Source organism: Shewanella glacialipiscicola, assembly GCF_023283485.1.
Classification (GTDB): Bacteria; Pseudomonadota; Gammaproteobacteria; order Enterobacterales; family Shewanellaceae; genus Shewanella; species Shewanella glacialipiscicola.
In genome coordinates this window covers 22,885-43,592 of the sequence record NZ_JAKILU010000021.1, presented here as the reverse complement: position 1 = coordinate 43,592, position 20,708 = coordinate 22,885, and the positions used below count along the sequence as shown (strand labels likewise).

Genomic DNA, 20,708 nt, shown 5'->3' with positions numbered 1-20,708 from the left:
ACTCACAAATTTAAATCGCCAACTTGGTTTATCATAGGTGCTGGAGTAACATTAGCTCATTCTGCTTAAACGTTCAGTAGAGGTAATATGAACGACGCTTTCTCAACCGCACAGCATAAACTCGACGCCCTCGGCTTACGCTGCCCAGAACCCGTAATGATGGTACGTAAAACAGTAAGACAAATGGCAGCCGGTGAGACATTACTGATTATCGCTGATGACCCTGCAACAACACGTGATATTCCAAGTTTTTGTGAGTTTATGGATCACACTCTTATCGCTAGCGAAACAACACAAATACCCTATCAATATTTGATCAAAAAAGGCCTTTAAGTCGTATAGCAATACAATAACTCTGATCTACTGTGAGAGCATAAAGTTATGCCAAAACTGTTGGGTATTGCCTATAAGACCGCAAGACGCGGCACGATGAACGAAGTTTTCTGCGCTAACGTCACCCAATTGAGAGGTGTAGAGAACGACGTTTTTGGCCGCCCAGGCAAACGCCAAGTCACAATCCTCTCCCATCAACAGTGGCAACAGGCATGCAATAGTCTGCAAGTTGATTTACCTTGGATAACTCGCAGGGCAAACTTGCTAATTGATGGTCTAATGTTTAGCCATGCAGACGTAGGCAAACATTTACTGATTGGCGAGTTACGATTAGAAATCACTGGCGAGACAGATCCCTGTAAAAAGATGGAAATTGCTCACACTGGTTTAGAAGTAGCACTAACCCCTGATTGGCGTGGCGGTGTAACCTGCCGAGTCATACACAATGGTATGATCCACCTCGGTGACGATGTTGAAATATCGCTCCTAAATTAAGCGGCCTTCCATCACCTAAGTCATTCTTACTCGCTAAACACAAAAACCAAACGCCTTGTTTGGTTTCTCTATTTCCGGCTAGCCTAAACCTCAGTCATCACTTGAAACAGTATTTACATTTTCCTTCTTAGCCATTTATGCGATAACTACATCATTAAGTATAAATAAAACTTCATCTTACGATAAATACAACTCATGCAGCCCATAAGAATGATAACAGGAAGTGACATGCTGAAATCCAAACTTACCCCGCTTTATATTGCTCTTGCACTGGGGATGAATCCCCTCGCCGTTAACGCCGCAGAAACCAAAGAATCGACATGGAATGTTAACGCTCCAGCAAACGCCCCCTTAGAACAAGTTAATATTGATATTAATGAGGGCACTTGGATGAACTTGAGTGTCAGTCCAGATGGTAAGCATATCGTCTTCGACTTACTCGGTGACATCTACCAAATTCCAGTAACAGGCGGTGAAGCTAAGCCATTAGCCCAAGGCATAGCTTGGCAGATGCAGCCCGTATATAGCCCAGATGGCAAGCACATTGCTTTTACGTCCGATGGCGATGGTGGTGATAACATTTGGATTATGGATGCTGATGGTAAAAAACCAAGAACAGTCAGCCAAGAAACCTTCAGGCTACTAAACAGCCCAGCTTGGAGTCCTGACTCCCAGTATCTGGTTGCCCGTAAGCACTTTACCGCCAGCCGCAGTTTGGGTGCGGGCGAAGTGTGGCTATACCACGTTGCGGGTGGCGAAGGTGTCAAACTGACCGAACGTCCGAATGAAGAAAAGGATTTAGGTGAGCCCGCATACTCGCCTGATGGCCGCTATATCTACTTTAGCCAAGATGACACACCAGGCAAAACATTCCATTATTCGAAGGACTCAGTTAACGGTATCTATAAAATCAAACGTTATGATACTCAAAGCGGTGATATTGAAATCTTGATTGAAGGCACAGGTGGCGCAATTCGACCCACTCCAAGCCCTGACGGTACTAAGCTCGCATATATCAAGCGGGATGATTTTCAATCATCGCTTTATCTACTCGACCTTAAGTCCGGCGAAAGCACTAAACTGTTTGGCGAGCTAGACCGCGATATGCAGGAGACTTGGGCGATTCACGGCGTCTACCCAACAATGGCGTGGACTCAAGATAACAAGGATATTTTATTTTGGGCGAAAGGAAAAATTAATCGCCTAAATGTTGCCAACAAAACTCTCACCGATATTCCCTTTAGTGTAAAAACAGATCTTGCGGTGCAACCTTCGGTGCGTTTTAAGCAAAATATCGATAAGGATGTTTTCGATGTAAAAATGCTGCGTATGGCTCAAGTATCTCCCGATGGCAGTAAGGTGGTATTCGAAGCACTGGGTAAACTTTGGTTAAAATCATTACCAGACGGAAAAATGTCGCGTTTAACTGAACTCAGTAACGGGATTGAAGAACTGTATCCACAATGGTCCCGTGATGGTAAAAATATTGTTTTCACCACTTGGAACGACCAAGACCAAGGGACAGTTCAGGTGATTAGCGCTAACGGCGGTAAGCCTAAGCAACTCACGTCTGACCCAGGAAAGTATGTCGAAGCCACCTTTTCCCCAAATGGCGAACTTGTGGTGTATCGCAAAGCTCAAGGCGGTAACCTTACACCTCGAACTTGGTCGCAGGAACCTGGACTATATAAGGTCGATATCAAAGGTAAAAACAATAAAAAAATCAGCACTAATGGCTACCAAGCACAATTTGGTGCCAATGCCGAACGCATCTTTTTTATGGATAGCAGCGAAGATGAAACACCACAATTAGCATCTATTAATTTAGATGGCTTCGATAAGCGAGTTCATTACAGCAGCAAACATGCGACTGAGTTTAGAGTTTCACCCGATGGTGAACAACTCGCGTTCGCTGAACGCTTTAAGGTATGGGTGACTCCTTTTGCCAAGCACGGCGAGACTGTTGAGATTAGCCCCAATGCCAGTAACCTACCCGTTAGTCAATTAAGCGTCCGCGCCGGTGAAAGTATCAGCTGGAATAGTAAGAGTGATCAACTGTATTGGACACTCGGCCCTGAGCTTTATCAAGCTAAGGTTGATACTCAATATCTCAACAAAGATCAAAAAGCCCAACCAAACATTATTAATTTAGGCTTTACCGAAAATGCAGATGTTCCACGTGGAACAATCGCCTTCGTCGGTGGCAAAGTGATTACCATGGAAAACGACCAAGTCATTGATAATGGCGTGGTCATAGTCAAAGACAATCATATTGTCGCCGTTGGTGATGCCAATATTACCATTCCTAAAGATGCGCAGATTATCGATATAAAAGGAAAATCAATCATGCCGGGGCTATTCGATGCTCATGCCCATGGACCACAGGCGGATGATGAAATTGTGCCACAGCAAAACTGGGCATTATATTCAGCCCTTTCCTTGGGTGTCACCACTATTCACGATCCATCGAATGATACCTCTGAGATTTTTGCCGCTTCCGAACAACAAAAAGCAGGACATATCGTCGGCCCGCGTATTTTCTCTACTGGCACTATTTTATATGGCGCCAATGCACCGGGATACACATCGCACATCGACTCACTCGATGATGCCAAGTTTCACCTTGAGCGTCTTAAAAAAGTCGGCGCGTTTAGCGTAAAAAGTTACAACCAACCACGTCGCAATCAGAGGCAGCAAGTGATTGCTGCCGCACGTGAGCTCGAAATGATGGTTGTGCCTGAAGGTGGCAGTTTGCTGCAACACAATCTCACTATGGTCGCTGATGGTCATACTACGGTTGAGCACTCTTTGCCTGTGGCAACCATTTATGATGATATAAAACAATTCTGGAGCCAAACTAAAGTCGGTTACACGCCAACCCTAGTCGTCGCCTACGGAGGTATTTCAGGTGAAAACTACTGGTACGATAAAACCGATGTATGGGCACATCCGCGCCTATCCATGTATGTACCAGCAGATATTTTACAAGCTCGATCAATGCGACGCCCACATGCACCCGATGATCATTACAATCATTTCAACGTTGCAAAAGTCGCAAATGAGCTCAATAAAGTAGGCGTTAATCCCAACATAGGCGCCCATGGGCAACGTGAGGGTTTAGCGGCACATTGGGAAATGTGGATGTTTGCCCAAGGCGGCATGAGCAATATGGAGGTATTGAAAACGGCCACCATTAATCCTGCGACAACCTTTGGTATGGAACAACAGCTAGGCTCGATTAAAGAAGGTAAGCTCGCAGACTTAATCGTTATTGATGGTGATCCATTAGCCGATATTCGCGTTACAGATAAAGTCACTTATACCATGGTCAACGGTAAGCTTTTTAATGCTGAGACGATGAATGAGCTTAATGGGGACAAGGAAAAACGTCAGCCATTTTTCTTTGAGAAAATATAAACTCTATCCTCAAGGCTAGAATGGGAGATTCGCTTCCCTGTTTTAATTATTTGGTTTAACCAGATATCACCAATGAAAATAAAAGCATGTTCCACGTGGAACATGCTTTTTACATTTTATGCATTGTTTATTGTGCATATGGACAAGAACTCGAATATTGCTATGAGTACTGTCCTACATCACATCAGCAAGATGAGCGATTACTGATGTTCGCGGTGATGCTGACCGGCACAGGAATCAACACAGGCCTGATAGGAAATACACTCTACAAGGTGATCATTCACCATACCTACCGCCTGCATAAAGGCATAACAAATTGTTGGGCCGACAAAATTGAAGCCCTGCTTCTTTAATGCTTTAGACATAGCTTCTGATTCTGCTGTCTGTGTCGGAATCTGCGACATTGATGTGAATTGATTAACTATGGGTTTGCCACCAACAAAACTCCATAAAAATTCAGAGAAATCCTTTCCATCCGCTGTATAAGCTAAATAACCTTTAGCATTCTTGATGATCGAATTCACCTTTAAGCGATTGCGTACTATGCCAGCGTTTAACATTAACTCTTCAACTTTCGCTTCATCAAAAGTCGCAATCACTTCAGGCGCAAAATTGGCAAAGGCTTGTTCATAGTTTTGTTGTTTCTTCAGGATCGTGATCCAAGATAATCCGGCCTGCTGCCCATCTAAACATAACTTGGCAAATAGCTCCCGAGGATCTCGAACCGGTCGCCCCCACACTTTGTCGTGGTATTCCCTATATAAGGGATCATCACTTACCCAGCCGCAGCGGATCTCATCCATCTCACATCCCCTATTGTTTTAATTAAGAAGGTAGAAAATAACCTACATAAGCAGATATCTACAAGGTATAATCGAAACCATTTTCTATTCAGGCTGACGGCAGTAGACAAGTAGACATGACGACAAAACACGACGTAAAAACATTCCAGGGTTTCATTCTCACCCTGCAAGAATATTGGGCACAGCAAGGCTGTGCAATCGTTCAACCTCTAGATATGGAAGTCGGCGCGGGTACATTCCACCCACAAACTTTCTTGCGTTCTTTAGGGCCAGAACCTATGAGCAGTGCCTATGTGCAGCCATCGCGCCGCCCTACGGACGGTCGTTACGGTGAAAACCCTAACCGTTTACAGCACTACTACCAATTCCAAGTCGTGTTGAAGCCTTCTCCTGACAATATCCAAGAACTCTATTTAGGCTCACTACAAGCATTGGGTATTGATACTCAAATCCATGATATCCGCTTTGTAGAAGATAACTGGGAATCTCCAACGCTAGGCGCTTGGGGCTTAGGCTGGGAAATATGGCTCAACGGTATGGAAGTGACTCAATTTACTTACTTCCAACAGGTTGGCGGCATCGAATGTAGCCCGGTCACAGGTGAAATCACCTATGGTCTTGAACGTCTAGCCATGTATATTCAAGGTGTTGATAGCGTTTATGATCTCGTTTGGACCGATGGTCCGCTGGGGCGCATCACCTATGGTGATGTATTCCATCAAAACGAAGTCGAGCAATCGACCTATAACTTTGAGCACGCCGACGTAGATTTTATGTTTACCTTATTCGATCAGTGTGAAAAAATGTGTCAGCATTTATTGTCACTGGAAAAACCGTTACCTCTACCCGCCTATGAGCAAGTAATGAAAGCCTCACACGCCTTCAACCTACTCGATGCTCGCCATGCTATTTCAGTTACCGAGCGCCAACGCTACATCTTACGCGTTCGTACCATGGCGAAAGCGGTCGCTGAATCTTATTATCAGGCACGCGAAGCGCTTGGCTTCCCAATGTGTAAGTAGAGGTGAAAACATGAATTTTGAAAACTTACTCATAGAGTTAGGCACGGAAGAATTACCACCTAAGTCACTGCGTAAACTAGCTGAATCATTTTTAGCTAACTTTACCGAAGAACTCACCAAAGCCGATTTAGCATTTAGTAACGCTGTTTGGTACGCAACTCCACGTCGTCTGGCGATTAACATCACTGAACTTGCCCTTGCACAAGCCGACAAAGTGGTTGAAAAACGCGGCCCCGCCGTGAGTTCAGCCTTTGATGCTGAAGGTAAACCGACTAAAGCCGCTGAAGGTTGGGCACGTGGCAATGGCATTACCGTTGAGCAAGCCGAGCGTTTAGCTACAGATAAAGGCGAATGGTTAGTCCATAATGCCAAAGTAGAAGGCGTTGAAACCAAAAGTTTGATCGCTGCTATGGCGCAACGTGCACTCGATAAACTACCTATTCCTAAGCCAATGCGCTGGGGTAATAATAAAACCCAATTTATCCGTCCTGTCCATACAGCCACTATGTTGTTAGGCAGTGAGTTGATTGAAGGTGAATTATTAGGTATTAAATCGGCACGTACCATTCGCGGTCACCGCTTTATGGGTCTCAAGCAGTTTGAATTAGCGCATGCTGATAACTACCTTGCTGACCTAAAAGAAAAAGGTAAAGTCATCGCCGATTATGAAAGCCGTAAAACTTTAATCAAAGCTGATGCCGAAAAAGCCGCCGCTAAGATTGGTGGCGCAGCCGATATCGAAGAAAACCTGCTTGAAGAAGTGACCTCTTTAGTTGAATGGCCAGTGGTATTAACCGCAAGCTTTGAAGATAAGTTTTTGGCCGTACCGTCTGAAGCTTTGGTCTACACCATGAAGGGCGATCAGAAATACTTCCCTGTATTTGACGCTGCGGGTAAATTGCTACCCAACTTTATCTTTGTAACCAACATAGAATCTAAAGACCCAGCACAAATTATCTCTGGTAATGAAAAAGTTGTCCGTCCACGTTTAGCCGATGCCGAATTCTTCTTTAATACCGATAAAAAGCACACACTAGAATCGCGCCTGCCAAGCCTTGAAACCGTATTATTTCAAAAGCAATTAGGCACATTAAAAGATAAAGTTAACCGTATCAGCGCCCTAGCCGCTTATATTGCGGAGCAAACTGGCGTTAATACCGTTGATGCAGCCCGTGCAGGTTTATTATCTAAAACCGATTTAATGACCAATATGGTAATGGAGTTTACCGACACTCAAGGCACTATGGGTATGCATTACGCCCGCCTTGATGGTGAAACTGAAGCCGTTGCTTTAGCACAGGAAGAGCAATACAAGCCTAAGTTCTCTGGTGATACAGTGCCAACAGCGGGCGTATCTTGCGCCGTCGCATTAGCAGATAAGCTTGATACATTAGTCGGTATCTTTGGCATTGGCCAAGCACCTAAAGGCGCAGCGGATCCATTTGCCCTACGCCGCGCGGCCATTGGCGTACTACGTATCATAGTAGAAAATAAGCTACCGCTTGATTTGGTTGATCTTATTGCTAAAGCACAAGCACTACACGGCACTAACTTAAGCAACGCCAATGCAAGCGACGAAGTGTTAGAGTTTTTAATGGCACGTTTTCGCGCTTGGTATCAAGATAAAGGCATAGGTGTTGATGTGATCTTAGCCGTGCTTGCACGTCGTCCAACACGCCCTGCTGATTTTGATAGTCGTATCAATGCGGTATCCCACTTTAAAGGCCTAGAAGCTTCTAGCGCACTTGCGGCAGCGAACAAACGTGTATCTAATATTCTCGCTAAGGTTGAAGGGGCTTTACCGACAACCATCAATGCGAATTTATTAACCGAAGTCGCAGAACAAGCATTAGCAGCCAAATTAAACGAGCTGCAACCACAGTTAGCACCATTATTTGCCAATGCCGATTACCAGCAAGCATTAACTCTGTTGGCAGGCCTACGTGAAAGCGTAGATCAGTTCTTCGAAGATGTAATGGTTATGGCAGATGATGATGCGTTGAAAAAGAATCGCTTAGCTTTATTAAATAACCTACGCGAGCAGTTCTTGCACGTAGCAGATATCTCACTACTGCAATAACGATACGCTTTTCACGCTTTATAAAAAACGCGCTAGTTAGCGCGTTTTTTATTGTCCCGATTTTATCTAGCCCTTAAACGATGCGCTTAATTTAGCTAAACAGTAGGAATCTACACAATAAAAGAGGTGTTAAATCGTAGATATAAAAAGGGAAAGCCTAAGCTTTCCCTTAATTACTAACTTCATCACGCGTCACTTAAAACGCATTACCTAGCTAGCACTACACGTCTAAGTTAGCCACGTTCAATGCGTTAGCTTCGATAAACTCGCGACGTGGTTCAACTTGATCACCCATCAAACAAGTAAACAACTGATCAGCACCAACGGCATCATCAATCGTCACTTGTAACATACGACGTGATTCAGGATCCATTGTAGTTTCCCACAATTGCTCAGGGTTCATCTCACCCAATCCTTTATAACGTTGAATATATAAACCGCGTTTGGCTTCAGAAATTGTCCAATCTAGCGCTTCAAGAAAGCTATCGACTTCTTTAACCCGTTCGCCGCGTTGTACATAACCACCTTCTTCAATCATACCCTCTAACGCCGCACCTAACTTACCGATACGTTGGTAATCGCTTGATTGGAAGAAGTCATAAGTAAACAGATAATTGGTATCTATACCGTGTTTACGAATGGTAATCTTAGGCAGATACACTTTACGCTCTGGATCAAGAATCGGCTCAGCAGAATACAGCACGCCGCTACTTTCCATTTCCACCAGCTCATGGATAAAGGCATCGATCCATTCTTTCATCTTGCCTTCATCGGCCAACATATCATTAGTGATCATTGGGTGGTAAAGCATACGGTTAGTAATATGCGTTGGATAGCGCTGCTCTAGACGAGCCACAATCGCTTCCACTTCACGATATTGAGTCACTAAACGCTCTAACGGCTCACCAGACATACCAATAGCACCTTGCGTCGGGTACACAATAGTGCCATCCAATGCTTGAGTTGTTAGGTATTGAGTCAACGCTGGCTCATCTTTAAGATACTGTTCTTGTTTACCCTTTTTAACTTTAAATAAAGGTGGCTGAGCAATATAGATGTAACCACGCTCAATCAATTCAGGCATTTGACGGAAGAAAAAGGTCAACAGCAAAGTACGAATGTGCGAGCCGTCGACGTCAGCATCCGTCATGATGATGATGTTGTGATAACGCGTTTTATCAGGGTTATATTCATCGCGACCAATACCACAGCCAAGTGCCGTGATCAGTGTGGCCACTTCTTGAGAAGACAGCATCTTATCGAAACGCGCTTTCTCAACGTTTAGAATTTTACCTTTAAGTGGCAAAATCGCTTGGTTTTTACGGTTACGCCCCTGCTTGGCACTACCACCAGCAGAGTCACCTTCCACAATATAGATTTCAGAAAGACCTGGGTCTTTCTCTTGGCAATCGGCCAGCTTACCTGGCAAACCACCTAAATCGAGTGCGCCTTTACGACGGGTCATTTCACGGGCTTTACGCGCCGCTTCACGGGCACGAGCCGCATCAACAATCTTACCAACAATTAACTTAGCATCGGCTGGGTTTTCCAGCAGATAATCGTTCAGTTTTTCACCCATGGTTTGTTCAACCGCGGTTTTCACTTCGCTTGAAACCAGTTTATCTTTGGTTTGTGAGCTGAACTTAGGATCAGGTACTTTAACAGAGATAACAGCAGTTAAACCTTCGCGGGCATCGTCGCCAGTCGCGCTAGTTTTGCCTTTCTTGTTGTAACCTTCGTTTTCCATGTAACTGTTAAGGTTACGCGTTAAAGCACTACGGAAACCGACTAAGTGAGTACCACCATCACGCTGTGGAATGTTGTTGGTAAAACAGAATATATTTTCTTGATAACCGTCATTCCACTGCATAGCCACTTCAACGGTAATACCGTCATCGCGCTCTTGAATGAAGTGGAACACATCTTTGTTGATAGGTGTTTTATTACGGTTCAAGTAATCAACGAATGCGCTAATACCGCCTTCGTATTTGAATAATTCATTTTTATTGTCGCGCTCATCAATCAGACGAATACCCACGCCTGAGTTGAGGAATGACAATTCACGCACACGTTTTGCCAGAATTTCGAAATGAAACTCGATATTACTAAAAGTATTTTCACTTGGCCAAAAACGGATTTCAGTACCGGTTTTAGTCGCATCACCAATCTCATGGATTGGTGCATCTGGTACGCCGTGGGTATAAAATTGCTCATACACTTTGCCAGCACGACGAATGGTCATCTGCAGCTTTTTAGATAACGCGTTAACTACCGACACACCCACACCGTGCAAGCCGCCAGACACTTTATAAGAGTTATCGTCGAACTTACCGCCGGCATGCAATACCGTCATAATAACTTCAGCTGCTGATACGCCTTCTTCTTCATGGATAGAAACCGGAATCCCACGGCCATCATCCTTAACAGAAACCGAACCATCAACATGGATAGTAATCGTAATCTCGCTACAGTGGCCGGCTAAGGCTTCATCGATAGAGTTATCGACTACTTCGAACACCATATGATGTAGACCCGTACCGTCGTCGGTGTCACCAATATACATCCCAGGTCTCTTACGTACTGCATCAAGGCCCTTAAGGACCTTAATACTCGAAGAATCGTAACTATTCTCTGACATATTATTCTCTCAATGGTTATTCAATTACCGTTACACGTCCCTGTTCCACATGGAACATCCTACCGGGAGGCGTGTGTAACGAATCGACTATTGCAGCAGGATCTATGGCGGTCACAAACACTTGTGCTCCGGTATCCGTTAACTGCTTAAGCAATAGCTGTCTATGCTGTGCATCCAACTCGGACGGAAGATCGTCCACAAGATAAATACTGTGTTTATCTATTTGTTGTTTGAGCAACTTTCCCTGTGCAATACGCAGTGCACAGACTAATAATTTTAATTGACCACGGGACAGGGCATCCTGCGCTGGCAAGGTGCCTACACGAAGTCTAAGGTCAGCTTTATGGGGACCGCTGACGGTATGACCTGTGGCCAAATCTCTGGAATATTGATTTTCGAGTAGTTCAGCAAAATCCGTTTTACTATCCCAGCCGCGCGTAAATGAAACCTTCACATCTACACTCGGTAAAAACTCCCCGATTATACCCTTAAGTAGCTCATTTAACGAGTCTACATAATGGTTTCGTATTTCGGTAACCTGCTCGGCATAGCGCACAAACTCTTGGTCCCAAAATTGAATATTACTATAGGATGAACCATTTCTAAGTAATTGATTTCTTTGTTTAAGAACTCGTCTAACATTCACCCAAGCAGTATAAAACTGTGGATCAGCATGAAATGCACCCCAATCGATAAATTGTCGACGAGATTTAGGACCTTCAAACAGTAGAGAAAAACTTTCAGGCGTGATCACTTGGATAGGTAAAGTTTCAGCTAATGTCGATAATCGCTTAACCTTTTCGCCATCAATTTTTACTTCGGTCTCACCACTACGAAACCGTCGTAAACCGATTTTACTGTCGCCACGCACTAAGTTTAACGTAGCAAATAAGGTTAACTTATCATCATCGTTATTAATCACGCGCTGGGATAAATGGCTACGAAACGAACGTCCCATGCCAAGAAAATAAATCGCCTCAAGAATACTGGTTTTGCCACTGCCATTTTGGCCGTAAATCAAGTTAATCCCCGGTGCAGGCATTAGCTGGGCAGACTGAATGTTACGAAAGGCTTCTATATTAAGACGGGTCAGGCTCATGCATTACTCATTGAGCCGCATAAACGGCATAGACAAGGACTCATAGCACTTAGCATATCGAGCTCCGCTGCTGACCGCCAAAACTATTGGTAACTGAGTGAAGGAATAGCCAATGCTGCATATTAAACATAATGCCGCCCTTAGGCGGCATCTGCATTAAAGACAGAGGGACTGACACGGGTAATATAAAAATGAAGAGTTTATAAACGCATCGGCATAACAACATACATGGAATCTTCTTCCAAGTGATTTTCGATTAAGGCGCTGGAGTTACCATCAATCAGCGTGATACGCACATCGTCTGACTTAAGATTGTTGAGCACATCCAGTAAATAACTCACGTTAAAGCCAATTTCTAAGGCTTCATTATTGTATTCAACATCGATGATCTCTTCCGCTTCCTCCTGTTCAGGATTATTAGCGGTGATCTTTAGTAGACCATTTTCGAGTTGAATGCGTACGCCACGGAATTTTTCATTGGATAAAATAGAGGCACGTGTCAGCGCTTGCTTTAAGTGATTACGACTAGCTATCACAATTTTATCACCACCTTTGGGCAGTACACGGCGATAATCAGGAAAACGACCATCAACTAATTTACTGGTAAAAACGGTATTGGCAGTCGTGGCACGAATGGCGTTATCACTAATAGCTATCGTGATATCAAGATCATCCGACTCTAATAAACGTGCCATTTCCATTATGCCTTTACGCGGCACAATAACTTGTTTTTCAGGTAATTGCGCTTCAATAGTGCGATGACTTAAGGCTAAACGATGGCCATCGGTCGCAATCGCACGCAAAGTATTACCTTCGGTTTCAAACAATAAACCGTTGAGATAATAACGCACATCTTGGTTAGCCATAGAAAACTGCGTCGAATCAATAATCGACTTTAGCATGCCCTGCTTTATGCTAAATTCAATCTCTGCTTGGAAAGCTTCAACGTTAGGATATTCTTCAGCAGGCAAAGTCGCTAATGAAAAACGGCTGCGACCTGAACGCAATAACCATTTGTTATCTTGTTGTTCGACTTTTAATTCGCTTTGTTCTGGTAAAGATTTAACAATATCGAGTAATTTTCTAGCCGGCACCGTAGTGCGACCTTCTTCTATATCACCGTGAACGACGGCTTGGCCCACGAGTTCAACTTCTAAATCTGTACCGGTCAATTTAAGTGTGTGGCCACTTACTTCTACAAGAAGATTCGACAAAATTGGCACATTATGGCGTTTTTCAACGGCGCCACAGACCAATTGTAACGGCTTTAATAGGGTATCCCTATCAATTGAGAATTTCATCGTGTCCAAATTCCTTGTTTTAAGAAGATAAAGTTCTAATTAAATTAGCGTAATCTTCTTTTATATCGTGACTTTCTTCCCGTAGCTGAGCAATTTTACGACAGGCATGCAATACAGTGGTGTGATCTCGACCACCAAAAGCATCACCAATTTCCGGCAAGCTTTGGTTAGTTAATTCTTTAGATAACGCCATTGCAACTTGTCTTGGCCGCGCGACACTGCGTGAACGGCGTTTAGACAACATATCAGCCATCTTAATCTTGTAGTATTCCGCTACGGTTTTCTGAATATTGTCTATAGTGACTAATTTTTCTTGAAGTGCCAAGAGGTCACGTAAAGCTTCGCGAACAAAATCAATGGTTATTGGACGACCAGTAAAGTTAGCGTTAGCGATAACACGGTTTAACGCCCCTTCCAGTTCTCGCACGTTAGAGCGTAAACGCTTAGCAATAAAGAAGGCCACTTCATCAGGCAAGTTAATGCCACTCTCTTGCGCTTTACGCATTAAAATCGCGACACGGGTTTCTAACTCAGGTGGCTCAATAGCCACAGTTAAACCCCAACCAAAACGCGATTTTAATCTATCTTCAACGCCGTCGATTTCTTTTGGATAACGGTCTGATGTCAAAATAATTTGGTGATTACCCTCAAGTAAGGCGTTGAAGGTATGAAAGAATTCTTCTTGGGATCTGTCTTTATTGGCAAAAAATTGAATATCATCGATAAATAACGCATCGACGCTACGGTAGTAACGTTTAAATTCTTCGATCGCATTATTTTGCAGTGCTTTAACCATATCCTGCACAAAACGCTCTGAGTGCATATAAACCACTTTAGCATTGGGATTATTTTTGATGATCCCGTTACCTACAGCATGCAACAAATGCGTCTTACCCAGACCTGTACCACCGTACAAGAATAATGGGTTATAAGCTCCGCCAGGATTTTCAGCCACTTGCATCGCTGCAGCCTTACCTAATTGGTTTGATTTACCTTCCACGAAGTTATCAAACTGGTAGCTTGGATTAATGTTACTGCGATGATTGGCATTCGCCATAGGCTCAGCTTGGACATTAAATGTCGTCCCCACTGTCGCTTTAGTTTGGATGTTTTGGGTATAAGGAGTCCGAGTTGGCGCAATAGGTGCCGGCACACTGGGCTTTTTCGCCGAAGGGCGACTACCAATATCAAAACGTAATTTAGGCGCATCATTGCCCATTTGTTCAATAAAGAACTGATTAATGATATTGATGTATTTATCTCTGACCCAATCAAGCACGAAGCGGTTGGGCGCATAAAGCACCAGAGTATCTCCATCCATTTCAGCTTGTAACGGTCTGATCCACATACTAAACTGCTGAGCAGAAAGCTCATCTTGCAGACGTCCGATACATTGTTGCCAAAGTGAAACCGCCACTTAGTTATCCCCAAAAGATCATCAAAAAAGAGGTGTATTCTATAGCGAGATCTCAATGATCGCCATCCTTAAAAAATATTTATCCCCAGCGAGATCATTCAGCTTAAAACTTGTCGATCATCAAAGATCTAAAACGATCCTTTTATTCTGCATTAAGCGCAAATCCTGCTTTATTAAGCGATCCACATTGATCTATAATGGCGGCCCTTAGATCGGCTCGAAGATAAGCTTTACTACTATATGTAGTGTCTGTGCACAGAGTTATCCACATCTTATAGTGTATTTTGAGGATTAATCTAAGGACTCGCTGGCAGAAATAAAATACTTACTTACTTTCGTTGTTGACGGGGCTAAGTAAAGTGATTACAATTCGGCCTCTTTTTTGCCCTTACCTCTAACTTTGGAGATAAGGATATATTCACTAATAACAAAGACGGATTGCCATCATGAGTAAACGTACTTTTCAACCTAGCAACCTGAAGCGCAAGCGTTCTCACGGCTTCCGCGCTCGTATGGCTACTGTAGGCGGCCGTAAGGTGCTTGCACGTCGTCGTGCGAAAGGTCGCGCTCGTTTATCTGCTTAATAAGTGGGTAACTAGTTGACTAGCTATACCTTTACGCGGGAGTTACGTTTGCTAACTCCCGCGCAATTTAAATCTGTATTTTCCAATCCCATCAAAGCATCTTCTGCTGAAATTACCTTGCTCGCTATTCCTAACACGGAACAACATCCGCGTATGGGCCTTACTGTTGCTAAACGCTATGTAAAACGCGCGAACCAACGCAACCGTATTAAACGCGTAATAAGAGATAGTTTTCGCTTAAATCAACACGACATTCCTCATCTTGATATTGTTGTGCTTGTCAGAAATGGCGTGATGGAAATGGAAAACGCTGAAATCAACAAATTGATAGAAAAGCTATGGCGCAAACTCAGTCGCCGCTACAACGGCTAGCGACCACGTTTATTCGTGGCTATCAGGTATTCATCAGCCCTATACTGGGCCCTAGATGCCGTTTCAATCCCACCTGCTCTCACTACGCTATTGAAGCAATAAAAGTGCATGGAACCGCGAAAGGTTGTTGGTTTGCATTGAAACGCATATTAAAATGTCACCCTTTACATCCCGGCGGTAGTGATCCCGTCCCCCCTAAAAATGACAGGTGTAATAAATAGGCTATGGAATCTCAACGCAATATATTGCTCATAGGACTACTGTTTGTCAGCTTTTTGCTGTGGCAACAGTGGCAAACGGATAAAGCTCCTAAACCCGTTGCAACCGAATCGTCATTAGTGGCGAACGCGACAAGCTCACACAGTGCCGATGTTCCAGAAGCTGATACTGGTGTGCCTGCTGTAGCTGTGATTGAAAACGGTAAACTTATTACCGTAAAAACCGATCAGTTAGATGTTCAGATTAATCCAGTCGGTGGTGACATCGTTTTTGCGGCATTAGTTTCGCATAAAATGGAGCTCGATAAAGAGCAACCATTTGTATTGCTTGAGCAAACAAAAGATTTCACTTATATCGCCCAAAGCGGTCTAATTGGTCGTGATGGCATCGACAGTAGTGCAAAAGGTCGTGCGCAATTTAGCACCACAGCCACTGAATATACGTTAGCTGAAGGCCAAGACACCTTAGAAGTGCCATTAACCTATGTGGCTGACAATGGCGTAACTTATACTAAAGTATTTGTATTCCATCGCGGTAAATTTAACGTCGATGTTGATTATAAAATCAATAATACTTCAGCAACACCGTTACAAGTTCAGATGTATGGTCAGATTAAACAAACCATTAAACCGTCTGAAAGCAGCATGGTTATGCCAACCTATCGTGGCGCTGCATTCTCGACGCAAGATGTGCGTTATGAGAAATACAACTTTGATGACATGGCAAAAGGCAACCTGAACCAAGCGACATTGGGCGGTTGGGCAGCCATGCTACAACATTATTTCGTTTCAGCTTGGATCCCACCGGCTACCAACAGCAATACTATTTTCTCTAGTGTTAGTGCGGGCGGTTTAGCAAATATTGGTTTCCGCGGCGCGGTATACGATATTGCACCTGGAGCAACTCAAGAGATTAGCTCACAGTTCTATGTTGGTCCTAAAGATCAAAAAGCACTGTCTGCAATCTCTGAAACCTTAAACCTAGTTGTCGATTACGGTTTCCTATGGTGGCTAGCGGTTCCAATTCACTGGTTACTGATGTTCTATCAGTCATTCGTTGGTAACTGGGGTCTAGCAATTATCCTGATCACCTTAACCGTTCGTGGTTTACTGTTCCCGCTAACAAAAGCGCAGTACACCTCAATGGCGAAGATGCGTAACCTACAACCTAAACTGACAGAGTTGAAAGAACGCTTTGGTGATGACCGTCAAAAGATGGGTCAGGCCATGATGGAACTGTATAAGAAAGAAAAAGTTAACCCTATGGGTGGCTGTTTACCTATTATTTTACAGATGCCAATCTTCATTGCCTTATACTGGGTATTGTTAGAAAGCTTCGAACTACGTCATGCACCATTTATGTTATGGATCCACGATTTATCGGTACAAGATCCATACTACATATTGCCGTTGCTAATGGGTGTGTCGATGTTTGTGATGCAAAAAATGCAGCCTATTGCACCGACAATGGATCCAATGCAAGTAAAAATGATGCAGTGGATGCCAGTCATCTTTACCGTATTCTTCCTGTGGTTCCCATCAGGTCTAGTGCTGTACTGGTTAGTAGGTAACATTGTTGCTATCACGCAGCAAAAGATTATTTATGCAGGTCTGGCGAAAAAAGGCTTAAAATAAGTCTAAGATTTCCAAGATTCTAGCGCATCATTACATATTAATATGAACGATTGACACTAAAAGGCGGCTTAATTAGCCGCCTTTTCCTTTATATGATTAGTAGACATTAGCTGGGTGGGTATTCTTGTGACAACTGACACTATTGTGGCTCAAGCCACCGCGCCCGGACGTGGCGGCGTTGGCATCATTCGAATTTCAGGCGACAAAGCCTGTGATGTCGCTATGGCCGTATTAGGCCATCTTCCTAAAACACGATATGCCGATTACTGCGATTTTAAAAGTGCATCGGGCCAGGTGATAGACCAAGGCATAGCGCTATTTTTTAAAGGACCTAATTCCTTTACTGGCGAAGATGTACTTGAACTGCAAGGCCATGGTGGCCAAATCGTTCTCGACATGCTGATCAAACGTGTAATGGAAGTCGGTGGCATTCGTATCGCAAAACCCGGTGAGTTCAGTGAACAAGCCTTTATGAACGATAAGCTCGATTTAACCCAAGCCGAAGCGATTGCCGACCTTATTGATGCCACCAGTGAGCAAGCAGCAAAAAGTGCCCTGCAATCTTTGCAGGGGGAATTTTCTAAAGAAGTCCACGAGCTGGTGGACCAAGTCACTAATCTACGTTTATACGTAGAAGCTGCGATTGATTTCCCCGATGAAGAAGTCGACTTTTTAAGTGATGGAAAAATTGCTAATGCACTTTATAAAATCATCAACAAACTCGACCTAGTACAAGCCAGCGCGAAGCAAGGTTCTATCATCCGCGAAGGCATGAAAGTCGTGATTGCGGGTCGCCCAAATGCTGGTAAATCAAGTTTATTAAATGCATTAGCCGGTAAAGAGTCGGCGATTGTGACCGAAATAGCCGGTACAACACGTGACGTATTACGTGAACATATTCATTTAGATGGTATGCCACTGCACATTATCGATACCGCGGGTCTACGTGATACTACAGATACCGTTGAACAAATTGGTATTGAGCGTGCGTGGAATGAAATTAATACTGCCGATCGCGTACTGTTTATGGTTGATGGCACCACAACTGCCGCCGTGGACCCCCATGATATTTGGCCAGATTTTGTCGATCGCCTGCCTTCTAATTTGGGCGTGACTGTGATTCGCAATAAAGCCGATCTCACAGGTGAAGACTTAATGATGACCGAAGAACAAGGTTATAGCGTCTATCGGATCTCGGCTAAAACAGGTTTAGGTGTTGAAGAGTTGAAACAGCACTTAAAGTCACTTATGGGTTATCAGAGTAATCTCGAAGGGGGTTTTATCGCCCGTCGTCGCCACTTAGAAGCCCTTGAATTAGCCGCAGGACACCTGCAATTGGGTAAGGAACAGTTAGAGGTTTATTTAGCTGGAGAGTTATTGGCAGAGGAGCTGCGTATGTGCCAATTAGCATTATCAGAAATCACTGGCCGCTTCACTTCAGATGATTTACTTGGCAAGATTTTTAGTTCTTTCTGCATCGGGAAATAACTAACCTTAATATTATTTCCATATAAATCAGCCCATACAATATGGGCTGATTTTTTATCTACAACCGAATATTTTTACTCATCGGCTAAATCATGATTCGACGTGGCGGTAATGATCTTGCATCTGATAGGTTCTGGCATAAAGAGCAAATATCAATGCAGCGCAAATAGCAAAAGCAGCAAAGAAAAACATTTGAAATGCGGTAATGCTAATGCCCGTTAAAGCGATTTGTTCAGTCACCGCAGGGCTTTTTACACTGACGTTCGCGAGCAATACCCATAAGTTACCGACGGTCACCGATAGTGTCCAAAAACTCATAATGGTGCCCTTCATCGCCTTAGGCGCTTGGCTATAGGCAAACTCTAATCCCGTAGAAGAGACTAAAACCTCACCAAACGTTAGCAAAGCATAAGGTAGAATTTGCCAAAATATAGATAATACCGTTCCCCCATCCATCACTAATTGAATACTGCCAACGACTATCCAGCTCACACCTGTAATCGCAATTCCCGCTCCCATTTTACGCAAAGCCGTTAATCTAACTCCCATGCGCTCAATCGCCGGATAAAGCACAAAGTTATTAAACGGGATCAATATCATCACTAATAATGGATTCAACGCTTGCATCATGGCAGGCTCAAACCATTGCGGCTTAGACATGTCATTAGCTTGCAGAATCCAAGTTGACGCTTTTTGGTCGAACAAAGACCAAAAAGGTGTCACTAACGCAAACAAAACTAAGATACGTAATACAGAACGTACCCCATCGACGGCGTTATCAGGGTGAATCCCTTTAGCTCGCTCGAGTTGTAATGCGGCTCCAGCGCCCACAAAACCCATCACTAACACTAAGGCGCTACATAACCCCGCAACTATGCCTAAAGTAGGAATATTCACTAAAGCATATGCTGCTGACATAATTCCGATTAAGGCTAATACCAAACCAATATTGGACTGGCCCACGACCTTAGTTAGTAACGCTGTACGGATCACGGGTAAAAAACCATGGGGGTTTTTAGGCTCGGGTGGCATATGTACATAACGTTTGCGGCCTAACCAGAAGAACACAGTTGCAATAAACATCAACACACCAGGGATCCCAAATGCGACCGCAGCACCATAGTATTTCAACAATAGCGGCATAGATAACGAGGCAAAGAAGGAGCCAAAATTAATCGTAAAATAAAATAGATCAAACGCTTTCTGCGCCAATGTTTTATTGGTTTGATCAAATTGATCTCCCATAAAAGAAGAAACCAACGGCTTAATCCCACCCGAACCGAGCGCAATTAAAAATAATCCCGTATAAAATCCTTGAATACTGTGTTCAAAAATAGCGAGAAACGCATGACCAACACAGTAAATAAGGCTTAACCACAGGATAGTATTGTATTTACCAAAAAAACGATCGGCAATCCAACCACCGAGTAACGGAAAAAAGTACACTCCAATGACAAAGGAATGGAACACATCCTTAGCCATAGCCCCACGTAATTCTTCAGGAATAGACAGTAAAAGTGCTGTCATTAAAAACGGAGTAAGAATATTCCGCATGCCATAAAAGCTAAAACGTTCACACGCCTCACTTGCGATAATGTAAGGGATTTGCCGTGGCCACTGGGGCGAATTTACGGGTACAGTCATAGTTTACCTATTATAGTTATTTGATTTTAAATGGAATTATTGTAATAAAACATTTTTTATTAGGGTTATCTAAAAGCCGCTCGTACATTAAATAAACGTTATTATCGCGACGATAAATATAATAAAAGTCCCATATTGCTTCTGTGGTCCTACTCATATTTC

The 20,708-nt window shown here is 43.6% G+C and carries 16 protein-coding genes; 10 read left to right on the top strand and 6 right to left on the bottom strand.

The features are described from left to right. The first annotated feature begins 87 nt into the window (after nt 1-87). The 3 genes from tusA to L2717_RS14355 all read left to right on the top strand — a co-directional run bounded on the left by tusA (nt 88) and on the right by L2717_RS14355 (nt 4,245). On the top strand, nt 88-333 hold the full coding sequence (gene tusA / locus L2717_RS14365; protein WP_220772707.1) for a sulfurtransferase TusA: 246 nt from the start codon (nt 88-90) through the stop codon (nt 331-333). Nucleotides 334-381: 48 nt separating this feature from the next. Further along, nucleotides 382-828: an MOSC domain-containing protein gene (locus L2717_RS14360; protein WP_220772706.1), complete on the top strand. Its 447-nt coding sequence runs from the start codon at nt 382-384 to the stop codon at nt 826-828. 228 nt (nt 829-1,056) lie between these two features. Next, nucleotides 1,057-4,245 (top strand): amidohydrolase family protein, encoded by a 3,189-nt coding sequence (locus tag L2717_RS14355; protein ID WP_220772705.1) that lies wholly within the window; start codon nt 1,057-1,059, stop codon nt 4,243-4,245. 200 nt (nt 4,246-4,445) lie between these two features. Here the strand turns inward: L2717_RS14355 and L2717_RS14350 are convergent, their stop codons facing one another. Then, nucleotides 4,446-5,048, bottom strand: a complete 603-nt coding sequence (locus L2717_RS14350) for a DNA-3-methyladenine glycosylase I (protein ID WP_220772704.1) — start codon at nt 5,046-5,048, stop codon at nt 4,446-4,448. Nucleotides 5,049-5,164: 116 nt separating this feature from the next. Here L2717_RS14350 and glyQ point away from each other — a divergent pair, with 116 nt between their 5' ends. Both glyQ and glyS read left to right on the top strand, forming a co-directional pair. Next, nucleotides 5,165-6,070, top strand: coding sequence for a glycine--tRNA ligase subunit alpha (gene glyQ / locus L2717_RS14345; protein ID WP_006083814.1), 906 nt, complete (start codon nt 5,165-5,167; stop codon nt 6,068-6,070). A gap of 10 nt (nt 6,071-6,080) precedes the next feature. Further along, nucleotides 6,081-8,150 carry a glycine--tRNA ligase subunit beta gene (gene glyS, locus L2717_RS14340; protein WP_220772703.1) on the top strand — a complete coding sequence of 690 codons (2,070 nt, stop codon included), beginning with the start codon at nt 6,081-6,083 and terminating at the stop codon, nt 8,148-8,150. A 220-nt stretch (nt 8,151-8,370) separates the two neighbouring features. Here glyS and gyrB read toward each other — a convergent pair whose 3' ends face one another. The 4 genes from gyrB to dnaA form a co-directional block, all read right to left on the bottom strand. Then, nucleotides 8,371-10,788 (bottom strand): DNA topoisomerase (ATP-hydrolyzing) subunit B, encoded by a 2,418-nt coding sequence (gene gyrB, locus L2717_RS14335; RefSeq protein WP_220772702.1) that lies wholly within the window; start codon nt 10,786-10,788, stop codon nt 8,371-8,373. A gap of 16 nt (nt 10,789-10,804) precedes the next feature. After that, nucleotides 10,805-11,887: a DNA replication/repair protein RecF gene (recF, locus tag L2717_RS14330; RefSeq protein ID WP_220772701.1), complete on the bottom strand. Its 1,083-nt coding sequence runs from the start codon at nt 11,885-11,887 to the stop codon at nt 10,805-10,807. Between the two features lie 200 nt (nt 11,888-12,087). Continuing rightward, nucleotides 12,088-13,188 (bottom strand): DNA polymerase III subunit beta, encoded by a 1,101-nt coding sequence (dnaN, locus tag L2717_RS14325; protein ID WP_220772700.1) that lies wholly within the window; start codon nt 13,186-13,188, stop codon nt 12,088-12,090. A gap of 19 nt (nt 13,189-13,207) precedes the next feature. After that, entirely contained in the window at nt 13,208-14,605 is a 1,398-nt protein-coding gene (gene dnaA, locus L2717_RS14320) for a chromosomal replication initiator protein DnaA (RefSeq protein WP_220772699.1), read from the bottom strand. A 446-nt stretch (nt 14,606-15,051) separates the two neighbouring features. Between dnaA and rpmH the strand changes: the two genes are divergently transcribed. The 5 genes from rpmH (at nt 15,052) to mnmE (ending at nt 18,902) form a co-directional block, all read left to right on the top strand. Further along, a complete protein-coding gene (gene rpmH / locus L2717_RS14315) occupies nt 15,052-15,189 on the top strand; it encodes a 50S ribosomal protein L34 (RefSeq protein ID WP_006083827.1) in 138 nt (45 codons plus the stop codon). Nucleotides 15,190-15,204: 15 nt separating this feature from the next. Beyond that, nucleotides 15,205-15,561 carry a ribonuclease P protein component gene (gene rnpA / locus L2717_RS14310; protein ID WP_076501676.1) on the top strand — a complete coding sequence of 119 codons (357 nt, stop codon included), beginning with the start codon at nt 15,205-15,207 and terminating at the stop codon, nt 15,559-15,561. Continuing rightward, the gene (gene yidD, locus L2717_RS14305; protein WP_220772698.1) at nt 15,528-15,782 is read left to right on the top strand and encodes a membrane protein insertion efficiency factor YidD; all 255 of its coding nucleotides are present in this window, start codon (nt 15,528-15,530) and stop codon (nt 15,780-15,782) included. The genes rnpA and yidD overlap by 34 nt, the downstream gene beginning before the upstream one ends. Before the next feature lie 3 nt (nt 15,783-15,785). Beyond that, on the top strand, nt 15,786-17,414 hold the full coding sequence (gene yidC / locus L2717_RS14300; protein ID WP_220772697.1) for a membrane protein insertase YidC: 1,629 nt from the start codon (nt 15,786-15,788) through the stop codon (nt 17,412-17,414). Between the two features lie 126 nt (nt 17,415-17,540). Continuing rightward, nucleotides 17,541-18,902, top strand: coding sequence for a tRNA uridine-5-carboxymethylaminomethyl(34) synthesis GTPase MnmE (gene mnmE / locus L2717_RS14295; protein WP_220772696.1), 1,362 nt, complete (start codon nt 17,541-17,543; stop codon nt 18,900-18,902). Nucleotides 18,903-18,992: 90 nt separating this feature from the next. On the opposite strand, the gene L2717_RS14290 is transcribed toward mnmE, so the two are convergent. Then, nucleotides 18,993-20,546: a POT-type proton-dependent oligopeptide transporter gene (locus L2717_RS14290; RefSeq protein ID WP_220772695.1), complete on the bottom strand. Its 1,554-nt coding sequence runs from the start codon at nt 20,544-20,546 to the stop codon at nt 18,993-18,995. Nucleotides 20,547-20,708 lie beyond the last annotated feature (162 nt).